Genomic DNA, 25,833 nt, shown 5'->3' with positions numbered 1-25,833 from the left:
GCAGCCGCCTGCAATTGCGGGCCTGTGGCGTGCAGCACGCCTTCCGTCTGCGACAAGGGAAAGGCAGCCCCGACGATATTGCATCTGACGCAGCCGCCGGGTCTACCTGTGGTTGGTCGTTTGCCAGGATGAAACCTCGGCGGTCAACGGGGTAAAGGCGCAAGGTCGGTCATGCTGCACCGCCGCATTGACTTGGCCCGATACGCAAGCGACAAATCTGCAGCACGGTCATTTTGGGGGAGGGATGATGAAAAAGGTCTATGCCACGGCAAGCGACGCACTGGAGGGGCTGCTGCATGATGGGATGTTAATCGCCGCCGGGGGCTTTGGCCTTTGCGGGATACCCGAACTGCTGATCGCGGCCATCAGGGATGCGGGCACCAAGGATCTGACGGTCGCATCCAACAACTGCGGCGTCGATGACTTCGGCCTGGGGGTGCTGCTGCAAACCCGGCAGATCAGGAAGATGATCTCCTCCTATGTGGGCGAAAACGCCGAATTCATGCGCCAGTACCTGTCGGGCGAACTGGAACTGGAATTCAATCCCCAGGGCACGCTGGCCGAACGGATGCGCGCCGGCGGCTGCGGCATTCCCGGCTTTTACACCAAGACCGGTGTCGGCACCGTCATTGCCGAAGGCAAGGAGGTCAAGACCTTCGACGGGCAGGACTATATCCTGGAACGCGGCATCGTGGCGGATCTGTCCATCGTGAAGGCCTGGAAGGCCGACGACACCGGCAACCTGGTGTTCCGCAAGACCGCGCGCAACTTCAACCCGCCCGCCGCGATGTGCGGCCGCGTCTGCGTGGCCGAGGTCGAGGAGATCGTCCCCCGGGGATCGCTGGACCCCGACATGATCCACCTGCCCGGCATCTATGTCCACCGGGTCGTGCAGGGCCAGCATGAAAAGCGCATCGAGCAGCGCACCACCCGCAAGAAGGAGACCGCGTGATGGCTTGGGACCGCAACCAGATGGCCGCCCGGGCGGCGCAGGAACTGGAAGACGGCTGGTATGTGAACCTCGGCATCGGCATCCCAACGCTGGTCGCCAACTATGTGGGCGACAAGGACATCACGCTGCAATCCGAAAACGGGATGCTGGGGATGGGACCCTTCCCGTTCGAGGGCGACGAAGATCCCGACCTGATCAATGCGGGCAAGCAGACCATCACCGAACTGAACCGCACCGCCTATTTCGACAGCGCGACCAGCTTTGGCATGATCCGGGGCGGCAAGATCGCGGCCGCGATCCTGGGCGCCATGGAGGTGGCCGAGAATGGCGACCTGGCCAACTGGATGATCCCCGGCAAGCTGGTCAAGGGCATGGGCGGCGCCATGGATCTGGTCGCGGGCGTGGGACGGGTGATCGTGGTCATGGACCACACCAACAAGGCCGGCGAGTCGAAGGTGCTGCGCGAATGCACCCTGCCCCTGACCGGCAAGGGCGTGGTGGACCGCATCATCACCAACCTAGGCGTGCTGGACGTGGTGCCCGGTGGACTGAAGATCGTCGAATGCGCCGATGGGGTGACCGAGGACGAACTGCGCAAAGCCACCGAAGCAACGATCGTCGACTGAACCGCCGCCCTTTGGGAAATGTCGCCGGGGGCCTTGCCCCCGTCGCCGTTCCGGCGACTCCCCTAGGATATTTGCATGAAGAAGATGAAGGGCGAGGCATGACCAGTGATGAAATCGCCGCGCTGTTCACGCGTCCTGACGGAACATTCCTTTGCGCCCGCTGGGGGCGGCCGGTGGCGCCGGTGATCTTTGGCCTGGCCGATGAAAGCCTGGACATCTTTCGCGGTGCGATCCGGGCGGGCTTTGCCCATGCGCGGCATCCGTTGACGGATGCCGATCCTGACATGGGCGCGAACTTGATGCTGTTCTTTGTCCGCGACTGGCCGGATCTGGCGGACGTTCCCGACCTGGGCCGGCTGACCGATGCGCCGGAGCTGCCCGACCGCCTGACCCGTGCCGATGCCGATCAATACCGGATGTTCCGCTTTGATGCCGACGGCGGCATCCGCGCCTGCCTGGGGTTCCTGCGCATGGGCGGCCGGCTGGCGGAAAGTCATCCGGGGCAGTTGGCCGAAGCGCTGTTCATGCGCTGCGCGCTGACATTCGCGCGCGACATCGCGCCTTCGCCCGCCATGGCGGCGCTGATCCGGGGGGCCTATGATCCGGTCCTGCCGGTTGCGGCAGCGGACCGGGTCCATGCTTTGCGGCTGGCGGCAAGGATGGGGGACGCTTGATGCACGCATTGTCCGTCCGCGTTTATTACGAGGATACCGACCTTGCCGGGATCGTCTATTATGCGAATTACCTGAAATTCATCGAGCGCGGACGGTCGGAATGGCTGCGCGACAGGGGCATCGACCAGGTTGCGCTGAAGGTTGCCAGCGGCCATGTCTTTGCCGTTCGCCGGGTCGAAGCGGACTATCTGCGCCCTGCCCGTTTCGACGACCTTCTGACAGTGGAAACGGCGCTTTAGCATATGACCGCCGCGCGGATCGTCGTGGAACAGGCCGTCCGGCGCGGCGATGATCTGCTGTTCACGGCGCGGGTGACGCTGGCCTGCCTGGACGCCGCGGGCCGTCCCGCACGGCTGCCAAGGACCTTGGCGGCTGCCTTGGTGGCCGGGTGAGGCGTATGGGCCGCACTGTCTGAAAGTGACGGCATTGTGTTGCGGCAAGGGGCTGCAACCTTTGCTAGGAAGGCGCTAGAAGGCCTGCAAACCGACCGGGAAGCCGGTCAGGTCCGCAATGGATCACGACGAAAAGGCAGTGAAGATGGAACCGATCCAGGCCGCGCAGGCCCTTGATTTCTCGTTGATGGCGCTGTTTGCGCGCGCCTCGCTGACGGTGCAGGTGGTGATGGTGCTGCTGATCGTCGCGTCGGTCTGGGCCTGGGCAATCATCATCCAGAAGTTCCTGGCCTTTGCGCAGGCCCGAAAGGAAGCCGCCCGCTTCGATCGCAGCTTTTGGTCGGGCGAACCCTTGGACGACCTGTATGACCGCCTTGGCGACCGGCCCTCGGGCGCGTCTGAACGCATCTTCGCCGCGGGCATGACCGAATGGCGGCGCAGCCACCGCGACGATGGCGCGCTGATCCCCGGCGGCACGGCCCGCATCGACCGCGCCATGAACGTCGCCATCCAGCGCGAGGAATCGCGTCTGTTTCGAGGCCTGTCCTTCCTCGCGACCGTTGGATCCACCGCGCCCTTCATCGGGCTGTTCGGCACCGTCTGGGGCATCAAGACGGCGTTCGAGGGCATCGCCATGTCCCAGGACACCAGCCTGGCCGTCGTGGCCCCCGGCATTGCCGAGGCGCTGCTGGCAACCGCCCTGGGCCTGCTGGCCGCGATCCCGGCGGTCGTTTTCTATAACAAGCTGTCGGGCGACGCGGAACGCGTGACCGGGAACTGGGAAGCCTTCGCCGACGAATTCTCGACCCTGCTCTCGCGCCAGATGGACGAGGCCTAGGATGTCGGGCGCCGTCGTCAAGCGGGTCAGCCGCAAGGGCCGGGGACGCAGGCGCAATGCGCCGATGTCGGAAATCAACGTCACGCCCTTTGTGGACGTGATGCTGGTGCTGCTGGTGATCTTCATGGTGGCCGCGCCCCTGATGACGGCGGGCGTGCCGCTGAACCTGCCTCAGACCGCCGCCACCGCCGTGCCCACGGAGCCCGAGGAACCGCTGGTCATCTCGATCCCCGCCGATGGCGACGTGATGCTGATGGATGCGCCGGTGGCGCAAGATCAGATCGTCACCCGGCTGCGCGAAATCCTGGCCGGGCGCGAAAGCCAGCGGGTGTTCCTGCGCGCGGATGGCGCGATCCCCTATGCCCGGGTGGTGCAGGTGATGGGCGCGCTGAACGCGGCGGGGCTGTCCGATATCGTGCTGGTGACGGATACCGGCGGGCCAAGGATGGACGGATAGGGCGATGGAGGACCGCGAGGGCCGCATCGGGTGGTGGGTTTCGGGATCGGCGCATGGCGCCTTGATCCTGTGGGCGATCCTGGGCGGGGTGTTCTTGCGCCCCCAACCCTCGACCCCCCTGCGCACGACCGAGGTGGCCACCATGAGCGGCGCCGAGTTCGAAGCGCTTGCCGCGGCGTCACGGGGTGCAGGCCCGGTCGGACGCGAGGCGACGGCTGTGGCCGCGTTGCCCGCGCCCGTGGCTGACGGGGACGCCGCCCAGGCGCCTGCCGCCGCCAGCCCCCCCGATGCCGAGGCTGCCGCGCAGGATCTGGCCCTGCCCGATCGGTCGGAAGACCAGCCCGACCTGTCCGATTTCGCCCGCCGTGATCCCGTGGCCGTGGCCACCGATCTTGGCGCGCTTGCCGGCAGCCAGGCGTCCGACGATGCCGCCCCTGACTCGCCGGCTGCACCGGATGTGCCGGTGACGAATACGCAACCGGCCCGCCCCGATGCGCCAGCGGCCGATCAGGCCGCCCAACCGGTTGCGCCGCGATCCGAACTGGCCTTGGACCGGTCGGCCCTGCCCCGCCTGCGGCCCGAAGGATTGATCGAACAGCGCAACGCCCGTCTGGCCCGGCAAGAGGCTGAACGCCAGGCCGCCGCCGAGGCTGCCCGTGCCGTCGAGACTGCTGCCGAAGCCGCGGCCGAGGCCGCTGAACGCCGCCTGACCGCAGAACGCGAGGCCGCAGAAGAAGCGCGGCGGGCTGAACAGGCCGCAGCCGAGGAAGCCGAGCGGCAGGCCGAGGCGGAAAGGCAAGCCGATGCCGAGCAGGCCGAGGCTCGGCGCCGCGCGGCGGCCGAACGTCGTGAAGCTGCGGAACAGGCTGAACGCGACGCGCAGGAACAGCGCGCGGCGGAGGCCCGCGCCGAGGAAGAACGCCGCGCGGCCAATGCCGAACGCGAGGCCGAAGAACGCCGTGAGGCTGCGGCCCGGGAGGCAGAGCAAGCCGAACGGCGTGCAGCAGAAGAACGGGAAGCCGAGCGTCTGGCCGAGGAGGCGCGGCAGGCCGAGGCCGAGCGCCAGGCCGAGGCGGAACGGGCGGCCGAGGAAGAACGTCGGGCCGAAGCGGAGCGCGAGGCCGAGGAAGAACGCCGCGCCGCTGCCGAGGCCGCAGAACGGGAAGCAGAACGGGAAGCAGAACGGGAAGCAGAGCAGCGCCGGCTTGCAGCCGAGCGCGAGGCCGAGGAACGCGCCGCCGCCGACCGCGAGGCCCGGGAACAGGCCGCTGCCGAGGCCGCGCGCCAGCAGGCCCTGGAAGATGCGCTGCGCGAGGCGCAGGATGGCACGGCCGGGGCGGACGGGACCGATACCGCCTCGACCGGGGATGCCGTGGGTGGCAACAGCCAGATGATCGACGGCGGCTCCGGCGCCTCGGCCACGCAGGATCCCCTGGCCGCGGCCCTGGCGGGGGCGATGGCGGGTGCAGGCGACGGCGCTGATGCCACGCAAGGCAATCTTGCCGAACCGATGCAGCTTGCCCCGTCCACCATTCGCCCGACGCCGCTGGACGGCATCGATATGTCCGGCCTGTCCCAGGCCCAGCCCTTGTCGCTGGCCGAACAGGACGCCTTTCGCACGGCGCTGCGCCAATGCTGGAACGAGGGCGCGCTGTCGGTCGAGGCCTCGGGGATGTCCGTCTCGGTCGCCTTCAGCATGACCGCCGATGGCCGCCCCATCGAGGCCAGCCTGCGGGTCGCGGGTCACCACGGCGGATCCGAGGCCGGGGCGGACCATGCCTTTCAAGTGGCCCGGCGCGCGATCATGATGTGCGGGGGCGCGGGCTTTCCGCTGCCCTTGGACAAATACAGCCGGTGGCGCGATGTCGTGGTCGAGTTTCGCCCCGACGGAATCGGATTTGACTGAGGCCGGATTCCCGGCCCCGTCGCAAGGATGATGAGGATATGATGCTTCGGACGCTGACCCTGACTCTGTCGATGGCTCTTGCCGCCGCATCGACCGCCCTGCCCGCCCTGGCTCAGGACGGACCCTTGAAGATCGAGATCACCGACGGCGTGACCGAACCAATGGCGATCGCCATCCCTGCCTTTCACGGCGATGCCGAGGTGGCGGGGCGTATCCGCGACGTGGTGGCGGCCGACCTGACCGGCACGGGCCTGTTCCGCGAAATCCCGCGCGATGCGCAGGTCGCCCGCCCTGGCAGCTTTGGCGAGGCAATCGCCTACGAGGACTGGCGCGCGGTCAACGCTCAGGCGCTTGTCGCGGCCGAGGTGACGCAGGCGGGCGATGCGATCAGCGTCAAGTTCCGGCTGTTCGACGTTTATGCAGGCCAGGCGCAGGGCGACGGGATGCAGTTCGACGCCCGTGCGGGCGATTGGCGCCGCGCCGCGCACAAGATCGCCGACCAGATCTATGCCCGGCTGACCGGGGAACAGCCCTATTTCGACAGCCGCGTGGCCTTTGTGCAGGAAACCGGTCCCAAGGACGCGCGGATCAAGCGCATCGGGGTGATGGATTACGACGGCCAGAACATTCTGTGGATGACCGACAGTTCGTCCCTGGTGCTGGCGCCGCAATTTTCGCGCGACGGGCGGCGGCTGGTTTACACCAGCTTTGACAGCGGCTTTCCGCAAATCCGCGTGATGGAGGTGGCGACGGTTGCGTCCCGCGCGCTGACGCAGGACGCAAACAGCATGGCGTTCTCGCCCCGGTTCAGCCCGGACGGACGCTGGATCGCTTATTCCCGCGAACAGGGCGGCAATACCGACATCTGGCTGATGGATGCGGCATCGGGCGCGCAACGGCCGCTGGTGCAGTCGCCCGCCATCGACACCGCCCCCAGCTTCAGCCCCGACGGGCAGCGGATCGTGTTCGAATCCGACCGCTCGGGCAATCCGCAGCTGTATGTCGTGGGCGTGAACGGAGGCGAGCCGACACGGATCAGCTTTGGCGACGGGCGTTACGGATCGCCCGCCTGGTCGCCCAAGGGCGACCTGATCGCATTCACCAAGCAGGTCGGCAACCAGTTCCACATCGCCACGATGCGGACAGATGGGTCGGGCGAAAAGACCTTGACCGGATCTTTCCTTGACGAGTCCCCGACCTGGGCGCCCAATGGCCGCGTCGTCATGTTCACGCGGGTCGCGCCGGGCGGGAACGGCCAGCCCAAGCTGCATTCGGTGGACATCACCGGGCGCAATATGCGACCGCTGAACCTTGACTTTGCCGCCTCGGATCCCTCTTGGGGTCCGTTGATGCCTTGAAGCACCGCGCCGGAAGGATAGCCCGATGATCGCCTGGAAAAAGCCCGCTGCCGTTGTTCTGCTGCTGTCCCTTGCCGCCTGCGCGCAGCCCGCGCCGCCGGTCACGCAGACCGTGATGGACCCCTATGCCAGCGCCGGCGGGGGCGCGCTGTATCAGGGCGATCTGGCCGGCGGCACCCTGGGGGTCGAGGCGACGGCGCAGTATTTCAACACCACCGTCGGCAATACGGTGCTGTTCGCGGCGAACCAGACCGCCCTGACGGCCGAGGCGCGCGGCATCCTTGCCCGCCAGGCCGAGTGGCTGAACCGCCACACGAATTTCACCGCCGTGGTCCAGGGCCATGCCGAGGAAACCGGCACCCGCGAATACAACCTGGCCCTTGGCGCGCGCCGGGCCAGTTCGGTCCAGGAATACCTGATCGCGCAGGGCGTGGCCTCGGACCGGTTGCGCACGCTGAGCTTTGGCAAGGAACGCCCCCGAGAGGTCTGCTCGGACGAGGCCTGCTATGCCAACAACCGCCGCGCCGTGACTGTGGTCAGCGCCACGGGGGCCGGATCGTGATCATCCGCGCCATCGCCGCAGCCGCCCTGGCCGTGACGGTGGCCTGGCCTGCCTTTGCCGAGGAGCCGACGCTGGCCGATCTGCGGGCCGAACTGACCGAGGTTCGCGGCCAGTTGCAATCGCTGCGGTCCGAACTGGTCGCATCGGGGGCAGAGGGCTTTCAGGCGGCGGGCGGGGATGCCGCCATCGACCGCATGAACGCGATGGAACAGCGCCTGGCGCGGCTGACAGACCGGACCGAGCAGTTGGGAAATCGTATCGACCGCATCACGGCCGATAGCCAGCGCCGCATCGCCGACCTTGAATTCCGCCTGTGCGAGATGGACGAAACCTGCGACCTGTCCGCCCTGACCACGCCGCAGCCCGGGCGCGTGACGGGTGGGCCGACCCCGCCACAGACGCCCCCCCAGAGCGGCAAGCCCGCATCCGCGGGCGAACAGGCCGATTTCGATGCCGCCCGCCAGGTCATGGCCAGCGGCGATTTCCGCCGGGCCGCCGATATGTTCGGCGCGGTCGCCCAGACCCATGCCGGCGGCACCCTGACCGCCGAGGCGTTGTTCCTGCGAGGCGCGGCCCTGGACAGCGCAGGCGACACCCAGGGCGCCGCGGCCGCCTGGCTGGAAGGCTTTGCAGCCGATCCCGATGGCCCGCGCGCTGCCGAAAGCCTGTTGGGCATCGCCCGGATGATCGAGGGCAACGGGGACGCAACTGCGGCCTGCCTGTATCTGGCCGAGATCCCTGCCCGCTTTCCCGGATCCCCCTTTACGACCGAGGCCGAGACCCGGCTGAGCCGGCTTGCTTGCGGCAGTAATGACCTGGGCGCCCTGCCGTCCGCCGATGCCGCCGATCCCGGGGGCGATCTGGCCGAATACCAATAGCGCGGCCATGACCCTGCCCCCCGCCGATCCGGCCTTTTGCATTCACGCCGCGCTGGACCGGTTGGCGGGCGACTTGCCCTCCATGGGTATCGCGGTCTCGGGAGGAGGCGATTCTGTTGCCCTGATGCACATGGTCGCCGAATGGGCGCGTGGCCGCCGGATCATGGTCGCCACCGTCGATCACGGTCTTCGGCCGGAAAGCGCCGCCGAGGCGCGGCAGGTTTCGCGGGCCGCGCGTGCTCTGGGTCTGCCCCATGCCACGCTGCTGTGGCAGCGCGGCACGGAAACCGGCAATCTGATGGCCAATGCCCGCGACGCCCGGCTGCGGCTTTTGTCAGGCTGGGCGAAGCGCAACAACCTTTCTGCCGTGGCGCTTGGCCATACGGCGGACGACCAGGCTGAAACCTTGCTGATGCGGCTGGCGCGGGGATCGGGCATTGACGGGCTTGCCTCCATGGCGGAATGGCGCGACCGCTTCGGCATCCGCTGGCTTCGCCCGATGCTGGGGGCGGGACGCAAGGATCTGCGCGACTGGCTGCGCGCGCGCGACATCGGCTGGATCGACGATCCCAGCAATGACAACGACGACTTCGACCGCATCCGCATTCGCAAGGCCATCGACGCCATGGGCCTGGATGTCCCTGCCCTGGCCCGTGCTGCCAATCATATCCACGAGGCGCGGGACGCCCTGTCCCACTACGCGGCCCATGCGGCGCGCGAAGCAGTGGCCCGGGACGGCAGCCTGACCCTGCCTCGCCGCGCTTATGGCGATGCCCCGTCCGAAATTCGGCGCCGCCTGATCGTGGCAGCCTGCCGCTGGATCACCGGGGCCGATTACCCGGCCCGCCGCAATACCGTGCTGCACGCCCTGAAGGCCATTGCCACGGGACACCGGGTCACGCTGGACGGTGCGCTGATCGAACCGTCAGGCGACCGTATCCGCTTGTTTCGGGAAACCGCTGCCGCCCTGCGCGCGCCCGACGCCCTTGACGGCATCTGGGACAATCGCTGGCAGATCAGCGGCCTGAAGCCCGGGCAGCACGTCGCGGCACTTGGCCTGGGCCAGGTTGCCCGGGTCAAGTGGCGCCTGGCGGGCCTTGCCCGGGACGAGGCTGCCGCCAGCCCTGCCGTCTGGGAAGGCGACCGTCTGGTAGCCGCACCCCTGATCCGACCGATGGCGCCCTATGACCTGCGTCCGGTCCGGGATGCGTCAGATTTCCGCAGGCTTGTCATGGCGCATTGAACCTGCGCCGATAATCCCTATTTTCAAGCCAAACCGCTTTCCGCCGGAGGTCCAATTTGGGCAATGCACGCAACCTGGCCTTTTGGGTCGTCCTGTTTCTGATGATCCTGGCGCTGTTCAATCTGTTCAGCGACGGCGCGACGACCATGAACAGCCGGCAGATCAGCTATTCCGACTTCATCCAGCGGGTCGACAACGACCAGATCGCCGCCGTCACCATCGATGGCGAGGAACTGGCCGTCACCGGCACGGATGGCAACCAGTATGCCACCATCCGCCCCCAGGGCGAGGATATCGCCGACCGCCTGATTGCCAAAAGCGTCGATGTGAAGGTCACGCCCCAGCAGCAATCGGGCTTCATGTCGCTGCTGGGCGTCTGGCTGCCCTTTATCCTGCTGATCGGGGTCTGGATCTTCTTCATGAACCGGATGCAGGGCGGCGGCAAAGGCGGCGCGATGGGCTTTGGCAAGTCGCGCGCCAAGCTGCTGACCGAAAAGCATGGCCGCGTCACCTTTGACGACGTTGCGGGCATCGACGAGGCCAAGGAGGAACTGGAGGAAATCGTCGAATTCCTGCGCAATCCGCAGAAATTCAGCCGCCTGGGCGGCAAGATCCCGAAAGGCGCGCTTCTGGTCGGCCCTCCGGGCACGGGTAAAACGCTGCTGGCCCGTGCCATCGCGGGCGAGGCTGGCGTGCCATTCTTCACCATCTCGGGGTCCGATTTCGTGGAAATGTTCGTGGGCGTCGGTGCGTCCCGCGTCCGCGATATGTTCGAGCAGGCCAAGAAATCCGCCCCCTGCATTGTCTTCATCGACGAGATCGACGCCGTGGGCCGCGCGCGCGGCGTGGGCATCGGCGGCGGCAATGACGAACGCGAACAGACGCTGAACCAGTTGCTGGTCGAAATGGACGGGTTCGAGGCGAACGAAGGCATCATCATCGTCGCCGCGACCAACCGCCGCGACGTGCTGGACCCGGCCCTGCTGCGTCCCGGTCGCTTCGACCGCCAGATCCACGTTCCCAACCCCGACATCAAGGGTCGCGAGAAGATCCTGTCGGTCCATGCCCGCAAGGTGCCCGTCGGCCCCGACGTGGACCTGCGAATCATCGCGCGCGGCACGCCTGGCTTTTCGGGTGCCGACCTGATGAACTTGGTGAACGAGGCCGCCTTGACTGCCGCCCGGATCGGCCGCCGCTTTGTCAGCATGGAAGATTTCGAGAATGCCAAGGACAAGGTGATGCTGGGCGTCGAACGCCGCAGCATGGTCCTGACGCCCGAGCAGAAGGAAAAGACCGCCTATCACGAGGCCGGTCACGCCGTGGTCGGCCTGTCGCTGCCCAAGTGCGACCCGGTCTACAAGGCGACGATCATCCCACGCGGCGGCGCCCTGGGGATGGTGGTGTCCCTGCCCGAAATGGACCGCCTGAACTTCCACAAGGACGAGGCCAAGCAGAAGCTGACCATGACCATGGCCGGCAAGGCCGCCGAGATTATCAAATATGGCGAGGAAGGCGTGTCGAACGGCCCCGCCGGGGACATCCAGCAGGCCAGCCAGTTGGCCCGTGCCATGGTGATGCGGTGGGGTATGTCCGACAAGGTCGGCAATATCGACTATGCCGAGGCTCACGAGGGCTATAACGGCTCGACCGGGGGCTTCTCGATTTCGGCGGCGACAAAGGAGCTGATCGAACAGGAGGTCCGCGACCTGATCGAGGAAGCCTATCAGGAAGCCTATCGCATCCTGGTCGAGAAAGAGGCCGAATTCGAACGCATGGCCCAGGGCCTTCTGGAATACGAAACCCTGACGGGCGAGGAGATCGGCAAGATCCTGCGGGGCGAACCGCTTGGCGGCGACGACGACACGCCCAGCAGCCTGATCCCCTCGGTCACGGCGATCCCCAAGGCGGGCAAGCCTGCCCCGGGCGGCGATCCCGCCCCCGCATGACACCCAAAGCCCCGGCCAACGCGCCGGGGTTTTCTTTACGTCTTGCACCTCGATGCGGCCCGGTGCATCCCCCTGCCCATTGAATGGAGGGTCCGATGCAGATCGACGACATTTCGGACATGGCAACGCTGCGCAGCCATATCGACGCGGTGGACGAACAGCTGATCACGCTTCTGGCGCGGCGCCACGCCCTGATCGCCCAGGCGGCCCGGATCAAGGAACGGATCGGCCTTCCCGCCCGCATCGACGACCGGGTCGAGGAAGTTGTCGCAAATGCAGGCCGCCATGCCGCATCGCGCGGACTGGATCCCGCGCTGATCCAGAATATCTGGCGGCAACTGGTCGAAGCTGCCATCGCGCAGGAAGATCGCTTTCTGAACGGAGACCGCCCGTGACCGCATCCCTGCCCATCACCGCCAAACTGATCGACGGCAAGGCCTTTGCAGCCGACCTGCGCAGCCGCATCGCAGCGCAGGTGACGGCCATGAAGGCCCGGGGCATCACCCCCGGCTTGGCCGTAGTGCTGGTGGGCGAGGATCCGGCAAGCCAGGTTTATGTCCGGTCCAAGGGCAAGATGACCCACGAACTCGGCATGAATTCCTGGGAACACCGCCTTCCTGCGGAAACGGCGCAAACCGACCTGCTGGCGCTGATCGCCCGTCTGAATGCCGATCCGGCCGTGAACGGCATCCTGGTCCAGTTGCCCCTGCCCCGGCACATGGACGAGGCGGCGGTCATCAACGCGATCGACCCTGCCAAGGACGTGGACGGCTTCCATATCCTGAATGTCGGGCGTCTGGCGACAGGGCAAAAGGCGATGGTGCCCTGCACGCCGCTGGGCTGCCTGATGTTGCTGCGCGATCACCTGGGCAGCCTGGCGGGCAAGAACGCCCTTGTGATCGGGCGCAGCAACATTGTCGGCAAGCCCATGGCCCAACTGCTTTTGCGCGACAGCGCAACTGTGACGGTGGCTCATTCGGGCACGGCAAACCTGCCCGACCTGTGCCGTCAGGCAGACATCGTGGTGGCGGCAGTGGGGCGTGCAAAGTTTGTGGCGGGCGACTGGATCAAGCGCGGCGCCACCGTCATCGACGTGGGCATCAACCGCACCGATGACGGCCTGGTGGGCGATGTGGATTTCGATGCCGCAAGCCAGGTTGCAGGCGCGATCACCCCGGTTCCGGGCGGTGTCGGCCCGATGACCATCGCCTGCCTGCTGGCAAACACCCTGACCGCAACCGCCCGCGCCAACGGCCTTGCCGACCCCGACGGATTGACGCCCTGAGGCAGCAGGATATTTTCTGTCCCTAGCAGCCGCGCAAGCGATTTCTCAATTCTTCGGCGGCATCCCGGCCTTACGGTACAGGCGGGGACGCCCATGACCCTGTCCGGGATGGGGCGTGTTCGTTTTGCATTGGACCGGAAATATCCTGGGGGAGTCCCGCAGGGACGGGGGCAAAGCCCCCTTGCCATGTCAGCCGTCGAACAGGCTGGCCTGCGAAGGCGATGCCGGGGCGGCCAGCCCCAGATGCCGCCAGGCGCCTGCCGTCAACTGCCGCCCGCGCGGGGTTCGGGCGATCAGGCCTTGCTGCAGCAGGTAAGGCTCGATCACCTCCTCGATCGCGTCGCGGCTTTCGGACAGGGCTGCCGACAGCGTCTCGACCCCCACCGGACCGCCGCCATAATGGTCGGCCATCTGCATCAGGTAACGCCGGTCCGCACCATCCAGGCCCAGGTCGTCCACACCAAGCCGGGTCAGCGCCGTATCCGCGATCTCTCGCGTCAACCGGCCGTCGCCTTCGACCAGGGCGAAGTCCACGACCCGGCGCAGCAGCCGTCCAGCAATCCGCGGCGTCCCGCGCGCGCGACGGGCGATTTCGCGCGTCCCTTCGGGGTCGGCCTGGATGCCCATCAACCGCGCGCCGCGCTGCACGATCAGATCCAGTTCGGCGATGGTATAGAACTCCAGCCGCGTCGGGATGCCGAAACGGTCGCGCAGCGGCGTGGTCAGCAGGCCCAGCCGCGTCGTGGCGCCCACCAGGGTAAAGGGCTGCAACTCGATCCGCACGGTTCGCGCCGCAGGGCCTTCGCCGATCACCAGATCCAGTTCGAAATCTTCCAGCGCCGGATACAGGATCTCCTCGACCGCCGGGTTCATGCGGTGGATTTCGTCGATGAACAGCACGTCGCGGGCTTCCAGGTTGGTCAGGATCGCCGCCAGATCCCCTGCCCGCGCCAAGACCGGCCCGGATGTCATGCGGAAGTTCACGCCCAGTTCGCGCGCCATGATCTGCGCAAGGGTGGTCTTGCCCAATCCCGGCGGGCCGAAGAACAGCGTGTGGTCCATCGCCTTGCCGCGCATCTTGGCGCTTTCGATGAAGACGCGCAGGTTGGCACGCGCCTCGGCCTGGCCCACGAATTCGGACAGCATCTGCGGCCGCAGCGCGCGGTCTTCCGATTCGCCGTCCATCGGTTCGGGGCGCAGGGTCGGGTCGGGCTGGATCATCCGCGCCCCCAGGGGCCGTCGTCCTGCCCCCCGCTGCGCGGGAGGGGCGAGGGGCGTTCGCGGGTGCCGCCATCAATCGCCATCAGCCGGGCGATCCGATCCTCGGTCGCGGGATGAGTGGCGAACAGGCGGTCCATGCGCAGCCCGCCCAGCGGGTTGACGATGAACATGGACGCCGCCGCCGGATTCTTTTCCGCAGGGATGTTCAGCGTGCGCCCCGCCATCTGCGAGATCTTCGCAAGCGCCGAGGCCAGCGCCTGCGGCTGGCCGCTGATCTGCGCACCCGTGGCATCGGCCTCGAATTCCCGCGCGCGCGAAATCGCCATCTGCACCATCATCGCGGCCATAGGCGCAAAGATCATCGCCAGGATAGCGCCCAGGCCCCCGCCCCGGTCGTCGCGCCCGCCGGTGAACAGCATCATGTTGCCCATCATCGCGATGGCCCCTGCCATGGTCGCCGTGACGGTCATCGTCAGCGTGTCGCGGTGCTTGATATGGGCCAGTTCATGCGCGATCACGCCCGCGATTTCATCGCGCGACAAGGCGCGGACCAACCCTTGGGTCACCGCGACAGCCGAATTCTCGGGATTGCGGCCGGTGGCAAAGGCGTTCGGCTGGTCGGTCGGCAGCAGATACAGCTTGGGCATGGGCAGGTCCGCCCGTCGGGCCAGTTCGGCGGTCATGCGGTACAGATCGCCGCCCTGCCCCGGCGACAGTTCGACCGCGCCCTGCTGGCGCAGGACCATCTTGTCGCTGTTCCACCAGGAAAAAACGTTCATCCCGCCGGCCAGTAGCAGCGCGATCACCGCGCCCCCCTGCCCGCCCAGCATCCAGCCAAGCGCCATGACCAGCGCGGTCATGGCGGCCATCAGCATGAAGACCTTTGCGTTCCCGTGCATCAGCGCCCCCTTATTCCTTTGGCGCCAGCAGACGCAGCGCCGCGCGGATCAACGCAGGGGTTTGGGCCGTGGGTTCCCGCGCCTGCGCCTCGGCCACGGCCTGGGCCGCCTCGCTGGCAGCATAGCCCAGATTGGCAAGGGCCGACAGCGCGTCGGCGGTGGCGCGGGCGGCAAGCACTGCATCGGACGGCGCGGCAGGCTTGGCGGCGGGGGCGCCTGTGGGTTCGATGACGGCATCGGTATCGACCGCCGGCACGCCCATGTCCACGCTCAGCGTCCCGCCAAGCGCCATGATCGAGGGCGCCTTGTCCTTCAGTTCCAACACCACCCGCTGGGCAAGCTTTGGTCCCACCCCGTTCGCCCGCCGGACCGAGGCCCAGTCGCCCAAGGCAATGGCCCGGCCCAGTCCCTCGGCCCCCAGCGTGCTGAGGATCGCCAGCGACACCTTGGCGCCGACCCCCTGCACGCCCGTCAGCAGACGGTGCCATTCCTTTTCCAGCATCGAGGGAAAGCCGAACAGTTGCAGCAGATCCTCTCGTACCATCAGGTCGGTATAAAGGGCCACCGCCTGCCCTACCGGCGGCAGGCTGGCGGCGGTGCGGTCGCTGACATGGACGATATAGCCCACGCCGCGCACGTCGATCAGGACATGATCGCGCGCCCGGTGCAGGATGATCCCAGCGATGCGCCCGATCATGCGGACCGCTCCACAATGCGAAGGGTCCGGCCCTGCAGGTGGCGGGCATGGCAGATGGCGATGGCAAGCGCGTCGGCGGCATCCGCGCTGTCGAAGGTGACGCCGGGAAGCTGGACCTTGACCATGTGCTGCACCTGTTCCTTGCCCGCATGGCCCACGCCGACCACGGTCTTCTTGACCGCATTCGGGGCATATTCGCCGATCGCCAGCCCGGCCTCGGCCGGGGCCAACAGGGCGATGCCGCGCGCCTGGCCCAGCTTCAGCGTGCCCACGGCATCCTTGTTGACGAAAGTCTGCTCGACCGCCGCGGCGTCCGGGGCATGGGCTGCGATCACTGCCGTCAATCCGCGGTAAAGCTGCAACAGCCGCACCCCCAGATCGCCCGCATCGGTCTGGATCACCCCGTTCGCCACGTGGCGCAGGCGCGATCCGTCGACCTGGATCACGCCCCAGCCCATGTTCCGCAAACCCGGATCAATGCCCAGAACCCTCATGCCCGCCTCATTCTCGTTTTCAAAGGACTAGCACGAAAGGCGAACATTTGCCTAGTGGCCTATTCCTCGACCACGTCCAGAACGCCGGGGACCGCGCGCAATGCCTGCCGGGCGGGCGTGGTCAGGGGGGCGTCGTTCGCCACCTCGATCTCGATCACCTCGTCGCCTTCGCGGATGCGCAACAGGATGGGGCCGCGCGACCGCGCGGGAACGGTGATCTCGGTCCGGATGCGGGCCAGGGTTTCGGCGATGCGCGCGATGGTGTCGGCGCCCTGCATCTCGACCGCAAGGCAGCCGGCGCCCGCGTCGGCCACCACGTCCTCCATCGCTGCGACCGAATTCGCCAGCATCTTGACCCCGTCGCCCGAGGGTTCGACCTTGACCTGCAACACCACGTTCTGTCCCGGCTCCAGCCGGTCGCGGGAGGCGGTCAGCAGGTCGGAGAATACAGTCACCTCGTAAAGTCCGGTCGGGTCGGACAGGCTGACAAAGGCGTATGGCGTGCCCTTGGCGGACTTGCGTTCCATGCGCGCGGCGACCGTGCCCGCGATGCTGGCGACCAATGGGCCGCCCAAGGCCTCCTGGCTGATCTCGGCCAGGGTCATCACCTTCTTGCGCTTCAGCGCAGGCAGGTAATCGTCCAGCGGATGGCCCGACAGATAGAATCCCACGGCCTTGTGTTCCTCGGCCAGCTTTTCGGTGGGCAGCCAGACCCCCGTGATGGGTGCGCGCGGCGGCGGAAGATCCTCGCCCCCGCCGAACAGCGATGTCTGGCTGGAGGCCGCCTGGTCCTGCACCGCCGCCGACCAGGCGCACAGCGCGTCCAAGCCCTTGACCACGCGGGCACGGTTGTCGTCCAGCACGTCGAAGGCGCCCGCGCGGGCCAGCATCTCCAGCGGGCGCTTGCCCACGCGCTTCATGTCCACGCGGCGGGCGAAATCGTGGATGTCGCGGAAGGGCGTGTCGCCCCGCGCGTCATGGATCAGCTTCATCGCCTCGACGCCGACGCCCTTCAGCGCGCCCAGCGCGTAATGGATGCGGCCTTCGCGCACGCTGAAGGTGGGGGCGGACCGATTCACGCAGGGCGGCACGATGGCAATGCCCATGCGGTCGCATTCGCGCTTGTAGATCGCCAGCTTGTCGGTCAGGTGGATGTCGCAGTTCATCACCGCGGCCATGAATTCGACCGGGTGGTTCGCCTTCAGCCAGGCGGTCTGATAGCTGACCACGGCATAGGCCGCCGCGTGCGACTTGTTGAAGCCGTAGTTGGCGAATTTCTCCAGCAGGTCGAAAACCTCGCCCGCCTTCTTGGGATCCACCCCGTTCGCCACCGCGCCATCGACGAACTTCGGACGCTCCTTGGCCATCTCGCTGGCGATCTTCTTGCCCATGGCACGGCGCAACAGGTCGGCGCCGCCAAGGCTGTATCCCGCCATGACCTGCGCGATCTGCATCACCTGTTCCTGATAGACGATGATGCCCTGGGTTTCCGCCAGGATGGGGTCGATGCTGGGATGGAGCGATTCCAGTTCCCGCAGCCCGTTCTTGACCTCGCAATAGGTCGGGATGTTCTCCATCGGGCCGGGACGATACAGCGCCACAAGCGCCACGATATCCTCGATGCAGGTGGGCTTCATGCGCCGCAGCGCGTCCATCATGCCGCTCGATTCTACCTGGAACACCGCGACCGTCTTGGCACTGGCGAACAGGTCATAGGTCGCCTTGTCGTCCAGCGGGATCAGGTTGATCTGGTTTTCCGTCCCCGGCGCCGGATCGTAAAGCACCCGCCCGTCCGCCGCGACGTGCAGCGGACGCCCGCCGCCGTTGATCAGGTCCACCGCATTCTGGATCACCGTCAGCGTCTTGAGGCCCAGGAAGTCGAACTTGACCAGCCCGGCGGCCTCGACCCATTTCATGTTGAACTGCGTGGCCGGCATGTCCGAGGCCGGGTCGCGATACAGCGGCACAAGCTGGTCCAGTGGCCGGTCGCCGATCACCACGCCCGCCGCATGGGTGGACGCGTTGCGGTACAGCCCTTCAAGCTGCTCGGCATAGTCCAGCAGGCGCTTGACGACCTCCTCCTTGGCGGCCTCGCGCAGGCGGGGTTCGTCCGCGCGGGCCTTGGCGATGCTGACGGGCTTCACGCCTTCCAAGGGGATCATCTTGGACAGGCGGTCCACCTGGCCGAAGGGCATCTGCAACACGCGGCCCACGTCGCGCACGGCAGCCTTGGACAGCAGCGCACCAAAGGTGATGATCTGGCCCACCTTGTCGGCCCCGTATTTGCCCTGGACATAGCGGATCACTTCCTCGCGCCGGTCCATGCAGAAGTCGATGTCGAAATCCGGCATCGAGACGCGTTCCGGGTTCAGGAAGCGTTCGAACAGCAGCGAATAGCGCAGCGGATCCAGGTCGGTGATCGACAAGGCATAGGCCACCAGCGACCCCGCGCCCGACCCCCGCCCCGGGCCCACCGGAATGTCGTGCTTCTTCGCCCAGCCGATGAAGTCCGCCACGATCAGGAAATAGCCGGGGAAGCCCATCTGCTCGATGATGCCCAGTTCGAAATCCAGGCGGTCGTGGTATTCCTGGACGCTTACTGCATGGGAAATGACCTTCAGCCGCCGTTCCAGCCCTTCGCGGGCCTGGCGGCGCAATTCGCTGACCTCGTCATCGGCGAATCTGGGCAGGATCGGGGCGTGCTTCTTGACGGCAAAGGCGCAGCGGCGGGCGATCTCGACGGTGTTGTCCAGGGCTTCGGGCAGGTCGGCGAACAGCACGGCCATTTCCTCGGCCGACTTGAAGTAATGCTGCGGCGTCAGGCGGCGGCGGGGCTGGGACTGGTCCACATAGGCCTTTTCGGCGATGCAGATCAGCGCGTCATGGGCCTCGAACATCGAGGCCTTGGGGAAATAGACGTCGTTCGTGGCGACCAGCGGCAGCGACTTCGCATAGGCCAGGTCGATCAGCCCGGCCTCGGACGCGGCCTCGGCGGGCATCAACTGGCCGTTCTCGCCGGGGTGGCGCTGGAGTTCGACATAAAGCCGGGTCGGAAAGGCCGCGGCCAGCCGGTCGGCCAGGGCATTGGCCTTGTCGCGCTGCCCCTGGGCGATCAGGCACGCCAGCGGCCCGGTCGGACCGCCGGTCAGGCAGATCAGGCCCTCGGCGTGCTTGCACAGTTCATCGACGGTGACATGGGGCAGCGCGCCGCCGTCGCGCAGGTAAAGACAGGACGACAGCGCCATCAGGTTCAGCCAGCCTGACTGATTCTGCACCAGAAGGACCACCGGCCCCGTCGCCCCGTCCTGCAGGGTGATCTGGCAGCCGATGATCGGCTGGACGCCCTTGTCCATCGCCTTCACGCTGAATTCCAAGGCGGCGAACATGGCGTTCGTGTCGGTCAGCGCCACGGCGGGCATCCCCGCATCCGCGGCCAGGCCGGGCAGCTTGCCCACGGGAATGGCACCTTCCAGCAGCGAATGTTCGGAATGTGTGCGGAGATGGATGAATCGGGGATTTTTCGCGGGCATGGTCAGATATCTATCGCAACCTGCCGAAACAGCGCAATTGCCCTGGGCGTCACTTGCGCGATAAGCATGGGTAAGGATTTGACCAAGGGGACAAAGTTTGACCGACGCGGCAGTTTTCCGGGCCAGGGGGATCGGCAAATCCTATCCCGGCGTCCGCGCCAATGACGATGTCTCCTTTGCGGTCGCAGCGGGGGAAATCCACGCCCTGCTGGGCGAAAACGGCGCAGGCAAATCGACGCTGGTCAAGATGATCTATGGCCTGGTACGCCCGGACGATGGGGAAATGCTGCTGAATGGCCAGCCGCACCAGCCGACTGACCCCCGCGCCGCACGGTCGGCCGGCGTCGCGATGGTGTTCCAGCACTTTTCGCTGTTCGATGCCCTGACGGTCGCGGAAAACATCGCCCTGGGGATGGAGAACCCGCCGCCCCGGCGCGAACTGTCCGCCCGGATCGCGCAGGTCAGCCACGACTTCGGCCTGCCGCTGAACCCCGCGCGCCGCGTCGTCACCCTGTCGGCGGGCGAACGCCAGCGGGTGGAAATCATCCGCTGCCTGCTTCAGAACCCGCGCCTGCTGATCATGGACGAACCGACCAGCGTCCTGACCCCCCAAGAGGCCGAACTGCTGTTCGCGACCCTGCGCAAGCTGGCGGACCAGGGCACCGCGATCCTGTACATCAGCCACAAGCTGGAAGAAATCCGCACCCATTGCGACCGCGCCACGATCCTGCGCCATGGCCGGGTGGTGGACAGTTGCGATCCGCGCGCCCATTCGGCCCGGACCTTGGCCGCGATGATGGTGGGCGGTGAAATGCGCCCCATCGATCGCAGCGGACGGCAAGCGGGCGAGGTCTTGTTGCAGGTCAAGGGCTTGTCCCTGCCCGCCCCCACGGCGGAAGGCACGGCGCTCAAATCCGTTGCCCTGAACCTGCGCGCGGGCGAGATCCTGGGCATCGGCGGCGTCGCGGGCAACGGACAGGACGAACTCCTTGCCGCCCTTTCGGGCGAAATGCGCAGCGCCCCCGGCACGATCCTGCTGGAAGGGGCCGACCTGTCCCGCCTCGGCCCCGAGGCGCGGCGCTGTGCGGGCCTTCTGGCCGCACCCGAGGATCGGTTGGGCCACGCCGCCGTTCCCGACTTCAGCCTGACCGACAACACCCTGCTGACGGCAGGCGCGCGCAAGGGGTTGGTCCGCAAGGGCCTGATCGACCGCGCCGCCGCCCGTGCCTTCGCGCAGGACGTGATCCGCGCCTTCGACGTGCGCACCCCCGGCCCCGGCACCGCCGCCAAGGCCCTTTCCGGCGGCAACCTGCAGAAATTCGTCATCGGCCGAGAGGTGATGCAGGCCCCCCGCGTGCTGGTGGTGAACCAGCCCACCTGGGGCGTCGATGCGGGCGCCGCCGCAGCCGTGCGCCAGTCGCTGCTGGATCTGGCGGGCCAGGGCGCGGGCGTGATCGTGATTTCACAGGACCTGGACGAGATCTTGGAACTTTCCGACCATTTCTGCGCGCTGAACGAAGGCCGCCTTTCCGCCCCCGTCCCGACAGATGGGCTGACGCTGGACCAGGTCGGCCTGATGCTGGGCGGCGCCCACGGGATGGAGGTGGCCCACCTATGATCCGCCTTGTCCCGCGCACTGAAACCTCGGCCCTCTGGCAGATCGCGACTCCGTTCATGGCGGTGGTGGCCACAATGCTGGCCGGCGGGCTTTTGTTCGCGATCATGGGCTATGACCCGGTGGCCGCGATCCGCACGATCTTCTGGGATCCGCTGTTCGGGCCTGCCGCCGGCTATTCCCGTCCCCAGCTTCTGGTCAAGGCGGCGCCCCTGATCCTGATCGCCTCGGGCCTTGCAGTGGGCTTTCGCGCAGGCATCTGGAACATCGGGGCCGAGGGGCAATACATCATCGGCGCCATCACCGGCGCCGCCGTCGCCCTTGCCGCCTATCCCGCGCAGGAAATGTGGATCTTCCCCGCCATGGTGATCGCGGGCGCACTGGGCGGCTGGGCCTGGGGCATGATCCCGGCCCTGCTGCGCAACTGGTTCGGCGCGTCCGAGATCCTGGTGTCGCTGATGCTGGTCTATGTCGCGCAGCGCATCGCCGCCTGGATGGCCTTTGGCCCGATGAAGAACCCCGAGGGCTTCGGGATGCCCGGATCGCGCAACCTGCAGCAATATCCCGCCGCCTCGAACCCGGAACTGATCGCCGGGACCGGCGCACATTGGGGCGTGGTCGCGGCAGCCGCAGCCGTGCTGGCGACATGGTTCCTGATGTCGCGCCATATCCGCGGCTTCCATATCCGCGCGGCAGGCATCGCCCCCCGCGCCGCGCGCTTTGCGGGCGTGAAGCCCCAGACGCTGGTGGCCTTCTGCCTGGGCCTTTCTGGCGCGCTTGCCGGGATGGCGGGCCTGTTCGAGGTCGCAGGCCCGGCGGGCCAGATCACCGACAAGGTCGGCGTCGGCTATGGCTTCACCGCGATCATCGTGGCCTTCCTGGGCCGGTTGCACCCCGTGGGCATCCTGCTGGCGGGGCTGCTGCTGGCATTGACCTATATCGGCGGGGAACTGGCGCAGCTGACGATGAACCTGCCCGCCGCGACCGTGCAGGTCTTCCAGGGGATGCTTCTGTTCTTCCTTCTGGGCTTCGACCTGCTGACCCGTTACCGCATCACCAGTAGGGTCACGGCATGATGATCGACCCCATAGCCCTGTTCCTGCTGCTTCTGTCCGCATCGACCCCGATCCTGTTCGCGGCCCTGGGCGAACTGGTCGTGGAACGCGCGGGCGTCCTGAACCTCGGGGTCGAGGGGATGATGATCGTGGGCGCCCTGTCGGGCTTTGCCACCGCCTATTACAGCGGTAACGCCTTCCTGGGCTTTGCCGTGGCGGCGCTGGCAGGGGCACTGGTCGCCCTGCCCTTCGCGATCCTGACCCAGGTCCTGATGTCGAACCAGGTCGCATCCGGCCTGGCGCTGACCCTGTTCGGCCTGGGCCTCGCCGCGCTGTTCGGCAAGCCGGTCGAGGGGGTGAGGGCACCCACGATGACCGCCGGGCCGCTGGGCCTCAACTGGATCGTCTGGCTGGGTCTGGCGATGGTGCCCGCGATCTGGTGGTTCCTGAACCGGTCGCGCGCGGGCCTGATCCTGCGCGGCGTGGGGGAAAATCACGACGCGGCCCATGCGCTTGGCTATGACGTGCGGCGGGTGCGCCTTGCCGCAATCGCCTTTGGCGGGGCCATGGCGGGGATCGGCGGGGCCTTCATCTCGGTCGCGACCGTGCTGCAATGGACCGAAGGGATGACCGCCGGCGCGGGCTGGATCGCGCTTGCCATCGTAGTCTTTTCCAACTGGACGGCACCGGGCGTTCTGGCCGGAGCCTGGCTTTTCGGCGGCGTCACCGTGCTGCAACTGCGGCTGCAGGCGGCAGGCGTGCGGGTGCCGGTGCAACTGCTGTCGATGGCGCCCTATCTGGCGACGATCATCGTGCTGGTGGCGATTTCGGCGCGCCAGAAATTCAGCCGCCGCGCGGGCGGCACCGCCCCCGGATCGCTGGGGCAGGATTTTCACGCCCTGCGCTGATGCGCCGGGTTCATCAGAGAGGGAACACATGAACCGCAGACAGCTTATCGCCAGCGTCGCCGCCATCACGACGATCAGCCTTGCCCTGCCCGCCTGGGCGCAGGACGAGCCGCTGAAGGTCGGCTTCATCTATGTCGGCCCGGTCAGCGACGGCGGCTGGACCTATCAGCACGACCAGGGCCGCCTTGCGGTCGAGGAGGAATTCGGCGACCGGGTCGAAACCACCTATCTGGAAAGCGTCCCCGAGGGCGTCGATGCCGAACGCGCGCTGACCCAGCTGGCGCTTGCGGGCAACGACGTGATCTATGCGACCAGCTTCGGCTATATGGACGCGGTCATCAACGTCGCGGCCAAGTTCCCCGACATCAAGTTCGAACACAACACCGGCTACAAGCGCACCGAGAACGTGGGCACCTATGACGGCCGCTTCTATGAAGGCCGGGCCGTCACCGGCACCATCGCGGGCCGCATGACCCAGTCGAACAAGATCGGCTATATCGCGACCTTTCCGATCCCCGAGGTGATCCAGGGTATCAATTCGGCCTATATCCACGCCAAGAAGGTGAACCCGGATGTCGAGATGCGGGTGGTCTGGGCCTATACCTGGTTCGACCCTGCCAAGGAGGCCGATGCCGCCAACGCCCTGATGGCCGAAGGCGTTGACGTGATCCTGCAGCACACCAACTCGACCGCGCCGCTGGCGCAGTTGCAGCAGCAGGGCAAGATCGGCTTCGGCCAGGCCGCCGACATGGCATCCTTCGCGCCTTCGCCGCGCGTGTCCTCGGTCTATAACAACTGGGCTGCGCATTACGTCCAAAGCGTGGGCCGCGTCCTGGACGGCACATGGCAGCCAGAAGCCGTCTGGGGCGGCATCGGCGACGGTATCGTGGCCATCGGCGAGATCACGGACGCCGTCCCGGCCGAAGTGAAGGCCGAGGCCGAGGCCCTGCGCGACAAGATCGGCGCGGGCGAATACCACCCCTTCACCGGCCCGCTGAACAAGGCCGACGGTTCGGCCTGGCTGGCCGAGGGCCAGACGGCCACGGACGAGGAACTGTCGGGGATGAACTTCTTCGTGGAAGGCATCACGGCGGAACTGCCGCAATAAGAAAGCCGGGGGCGCTGCCCCCGGTCCCCCGGGATATTTCGACCAAGGCAAAAGCCATGACGCCCCGATTCCGAAAGGAACCGGGGCGCTTTGCCTTGGACGGTCATCGGCGTCCCCGCCTGTACCGTAAGCCTGTCATAACGCAGACGGGTTAAGAAAAGGTTTCGCCTTATCGCCTTGGCTGAAATATCCTGCGGGGGAGTCGCGCGTCAGCGTGACGGGGGCGCAAAGCCCCCTTCAACTTATCCCATCCGTTCGCTGACATAGCTGCCGGGCGACGGGGGGAAGACCACGGTCTTGTCGCCGTTCAGGAAGACGCGGCTGTGGATATGGGCGTGGACGGCGCGGGCCAGAACCTGCGCCTCGACATCGCGGCCCAGCGACACATAGTCGCCCGGCGACTGGGCGTGTGTGACGCGCACGGTGTCCTGTTCGATGATCGGGCCTTCGTCTAGGTCGGCGGTCACGTAATGGCTGGTCGCCCCGATCAGCTTCACGCCGCGTTCATAGGCCTGCTTATAGGGATTGGCGCCCTTGAACGACGGCAGGAACGAATGGTGGATGTTGATGATCCGCCCCGACATGGCCTGGCACATCTGATCCGACAGCACCTGCATATATCGCGCCAGCACGATCAGCTCCGCGCCAGCGTCGCGGACGATGCGCATCTGCTCGGCCTCGGCCTGAGCCTTGTTTTCCTTGGTCACGTTCACGCAGTAATAGGGCAGGTCGTGGTTCACCACGACCTTTTGGTAATCCATGTGGTTGGAAATCACCGCCACGATGTCGATGGGCAGCGCGCCGATCCGCCAGCGATACAAAAGGTCGTTCAGGCAGTGCCCGAAACGGCTGACCATGATGACGACTTTCTTCTTCACAGCGTCGTCGCTGAACTCGGCCTCTATCCCGAAGCGTTCGACGATGGGCGCGATGCCCTGCTGCAACTGGCCCAGGGCTGCCGTCCCTTCGGATCGGAAGCTGACGCGCATGAAGAAACGGCCGGTTTCCGTGTCATCGAACTGCGCGCTGTCGGTGATGTTGCAGTCGTGCCCGGCCAGATAGCCCGAGATGGCCGCCACGATCCCGCGGGTCGAGGCGCAGGTGACGCGCAGCGTATAGCTTTTCATGGGGTCCGCTTTCTCGGCTGTCAGGATTGACAGCATTTCGGACGATTGCAGCGGAATGACAA

At 66.8% G+C, this 25,833-nt stretch carries 23 protein-coding genes and 1 pseudogene; 18 read left to right on the top strand and 6 right to left on the bottom strand.

Translation table 11 applies throughout. The annotated features are described in order from the left end of the window. The first annotated feature begins 247 nt into the window (after nt 1–247). From Q5701_RS01310 to folD, 14 genes and pseudogenes are all read left to right on the top strand, one after another. Nucleotides 248–952, top strand: a complete 705-nt coding sequence (locus Q5701_RS01310; RefSeq protein ID WP_306755498.1) for a CoA transferase subunit A — start codon at nt 248–250, stop codon at nt 950–952. After that, nucleotides 952–1,578, top strand: coding sequence for a CoA transferase subunit B (locus Q5701_RS01305; RefSeq protein WP_306753366.1), 627 nt, complete (start codon nt 952–954; stop codon nt 1,576–1,578). Before Q5701_RS01310 ends, Q5701_RS01305 begins: the two co-directional genes overlap by 1 nt. Before the next feature lie 98 nt (nt 1,579–1,676). Then, nucleotides 1,677–2,252 (top strand): hypothetical protein, encoded by a 576-nt coding sequence (locus Q5701_RS01300; RefSeq protein ID WP_306753365.1) that lies wholly within the window; start codon nt 1,677–1,679, stop codon nt 2,250–2,252. Beyond that, nucleotides 2,249–2,644 (top strand): annotated as a pseudogene (gene ybgC / locus Q5701_RS01295) (tol-pal system-associated acyl-CoA thioesterase). The gene Q5701_RS01300 and the pseudogene ybgC overlap by 4 nt, the downstream one beginning before the upstream one ends. A 145-nt stretch (nt 2,645–2,789) precedes the next feature. Beyond that, complete coding sequence (gene tolQ / locus Q5701_RS01290; RefSeq protein WP_234855084.1) at nt 2,790–3,482, top strand: protein TolQ; 693 nt, start codon at nt 2,790–2,792, stop codon at nt 3,480–3,482. 1 nt (nt 3,483) lies between these two features. Continuing rightward, nucleotides 3,484–3,939, top strand: coding sequence for an ExbD/TolR family protein (locus tag Q5701_RS01285; RefSeq protein ID WP_234855083.1), 456 nt, complete (start codon nt 3,484–3,486; stop codon nt 3,937–3,939). Between the two features lie 4 nt (nt 3,940–3,943). Next, nucleotides 3,944–5,845 (top strand): cell envelope integrity protein TolA, encoded by a 1,902-nt coding sequence (tolA, locus tag Q5701_RS01280; protein WP_306753364.1) that lies wholly within the window; start codon nt 3,944–3,946, stop codon nt 5,843–5,845. 41 nt (nt 5,846–5,886) lie between these two features. Then, entirely contained in the window at nt 5,887–7,203 is a 1,317-nt protein-coding gene (tolB, locus tag Q5701_RS01275; RefSeq protein ID WP_306755497.1) for a Tol-Pal system beta propeller repeat protein TolB, read from the top strand. A 25-nt stretch (nt 7,204–7,228) separates the two neighbouring features. Beyond that, a complete protein-coding gene (gene pal / locus Q5701_RS01270; RefSeq protein WP_306753363.1) occupies nt 7,229–7,765 on the top strand; it encodes a peptidoglycan-associated lipoprotein Pal in 537 nt (178 codons plus the stop codon). After that, complete coding sequence (locus Q5701_RS01265) at nt 7,762–8,643, top strand: tol-pal system YbgF family protein (protein ID WP_306753361.1); 882 nt, start codon at nt 7,762–7,764, stop codon at nt 8,641–8,643. The genes pal and Q5701_RS01265 overlap by 4 nt, the downstream gene beginning before the upstream one ends. Before the next feature lie 7 nt (nt 8,644–8,650). Continuing rightward, the gene (gene tilS / locus Q5701_RS01260; RefSeq protein WP_306753359.1) at nt 8,651–9,886 is read left to right on the top strand and encodes a tRNA lysidine(34) synthetase TilS; all 1,236 of its coding nucleotides are present in this window, start codon (nt 8,651–8,653) and stop codon (nt 9,884–9,886) included. Between the two features lie 56 nt (nt 9,887–9,942). Further along, nucleotides 9,943–11,832, top strand: a complete 1,890-nt coding sequence (gene ftsH, locus Q5701_RS01255) for an ATP-dependent zinc metalloprotease FtsH (protein WP_256445644.1) — start codon at nt 9,943–9,945, stop codon at nt 11,830–11,832. A gap of 95 nt (nt 11,833–11,927) precedes the next feature. Further along, entirely contained in the window at nt 11,928–12,227 is a 300-nt protein-coding gene (locus Q5701_RS01250; protein ID WP_234855078.1) for a chorismate mutase, read from the top strand. A 14-nt stretch (nt 12,228–12,241) separates the two neighbouring features. Further along, a complete protein-coding gene (gene folD / locus Q5701_RS01245; protein ID WP_306755496.1) occupies nt 12,242–13,117 on the top strand; it encodes a bifunctional methylenetetrahydrofolate dehydrogenase/methenyltetrahydrofolate cyclohydrolase FolD in 876 nt (291 codons plus the stop codon). Between the two features lie 189 nt (nt 13,118–13,306). Here folD and ruvB read toward each other — a convergent pair whose 3' ends face one another. Genes ruvB through dnaE form a run of 5 tightly spaced genes read right to left on the bottom strand, consistent with a single transcriptional unit; the run spans nt 13,307 to nt 19,958 of the window. Beyond that, nucleotides 13,307–14,338, bottom strand: a complete 1,032-nt coding sequence (ruvB, locus tag Q5701_RS01240) for a Holliday junction branch migration DNA helicase RuvB (protein WP_306753357.1) — start codon at nt 14,336–14,338, stop codon at nt 13,307–13,309. Next, nucleotides 14,335–15,237 carry a zinc metalloprotease HtpX gene (gene htpX / locus Q5701_RS01235; RefSeq protein ID WP_306753355.1) on the bottom strand — a complete coding sequence of 301 codons (903 nt, stop codon included), beginning with the start codon at nt 15,235–15,237 and terminating at the stop codon, nt 14,335–14,337. Before htpX ends, ruvB begins: the two co-directional genes overlap by 4 nt. A 10-nt stretch (nt 15,238–15,247) precedes the next feature. Continuing rightward, entirely contained in the window at nt 15,248–15,934 is a 687-nt protein-coding gene (gene ruvA, locus Q5701_RS01230) for a Holliday junction branch migration protein RuvA (protein ID WP_306753354.1), read from the bottom strand. After that, nucleotides 15,931–16,428, bottom strand: coding sequence for a crossover junction endodeoxyribonuclease RuvC (ruvC, locus tag Q5701_RS01225; protein ID WP_306753353.1), 498 nt, complete (start codon nt 16,426–16,428; stop codon nt 15,931–15,933). The genes ruvA and ruvC overlap by 4 nt, the downstream gene beginning before the upstream one ends. 59 nt (nt 16,429–16,487) lie before the next feature. After that, nucleotides 16,488–19,958, bottom strand: a complete 3,471-nt coding sequence (dnaE, locus tag Q5701_RS01220) for a DNA polymerase III subunit alpha (protein WP_306753352.1) — start codon at nt 19,956–19,958, stop codon at nt 16,488–16,490. Between the two features lie 97 nt (nt 19,959–20,055). Here dnaE and Q5701_RS01215 point away from each other — a divergent pair, with 97 nt between their 5' ends. The 4 genes from Q5701_RS01215 to Q5701_RS01200 are packed head-to-tail and all read left to right on the top strand — an operon-like array spanning nt 20,056 to nt 24,644. Continuing rightward, on the top strand, nt 20,056–21,576 hold the full coding sequence (locus Q5701_RS01215; protein WP_306753351.1) for an ABC transporter ATP-binding protein: 1,521 nt from the start codon (nt 20,056–20,058) through the stop codon (nt 21,574–21,576). Continuing rightward, the gene (locus tag Q5701_RS01210) at nt 21,573–22,649 is read left to right on the top strand and encodes an ABC transporter permease (RefSeq protein WP_306753350.1); all 1,077 of its coding nucleotides are present in this window, start codon (nt 21,573–21,575) and stop codon (nt 22,647–22,649) included. Before Q5701_RS01215 ends, Q5701_RS01210 begins: the two co-directional genes overlap by 4 nt. Beyond that, complete coding sequence (locus Q5701_RS01205; protein ID WP_306753349.1) at nt 22,646–23,536, top strand: ABC transporter permease; 891 nt, start codon at nt 22,646–22,648, stop codon at nt 23,534–23,536. The genes Q5701_RS01210 and Q5701_RS01205 overlap by 4 nt, the downstream gene beginning before the upstream one ends. Before the next feature lie 28 nt (nt 23,537–23,564). Beyond that, the gene (locus tag Q5701_RS01200) at nt 23,565–24,644 is read left to right on the top strand and encodes a BMP family ABC transporter substrate-binding protein (RefSeq protein ID WP_306753347.1); all 1,080 of its coding nucleotides are present in this window, start codon (nt 23,565–23,567) and stop codon (nt 24,642–24,644) included. 242 nt (nt 24,645–24,886) lie between these two features. Here the strand turns inward: Q5701_RS01200 and purU are convergent, their stop codons facing one another. Continuing rightward, nucleotides 24,887–25,771, bottom strand: a complete 885-nt coding sequence (gene purU, locus Q5701_RS01195) for a formyltetrahydrofolate deformylase (protein ID WP_306753346.1) — start codon at nt 25,769–25,771, stop codon at nt 24,887–24,889. Nucleotides 25,772–25,833: the final 62 nt, after the last annotated feature.

This window comes from Paracoccus actinidiae, assembly GCF_030863885.1.
GTDB classification, from domain to species: Bacteria; Pseudomonadota; Alphaproteobacteria; order Rhodobacterales; family Rhodobacteraceae; genus Paracoccus; species Paracoccus everestensis.
Note: the sequence above shows the minus strand (reverse complement) of the source record. Positions and strands in the feature narration are given on the sequence as shown.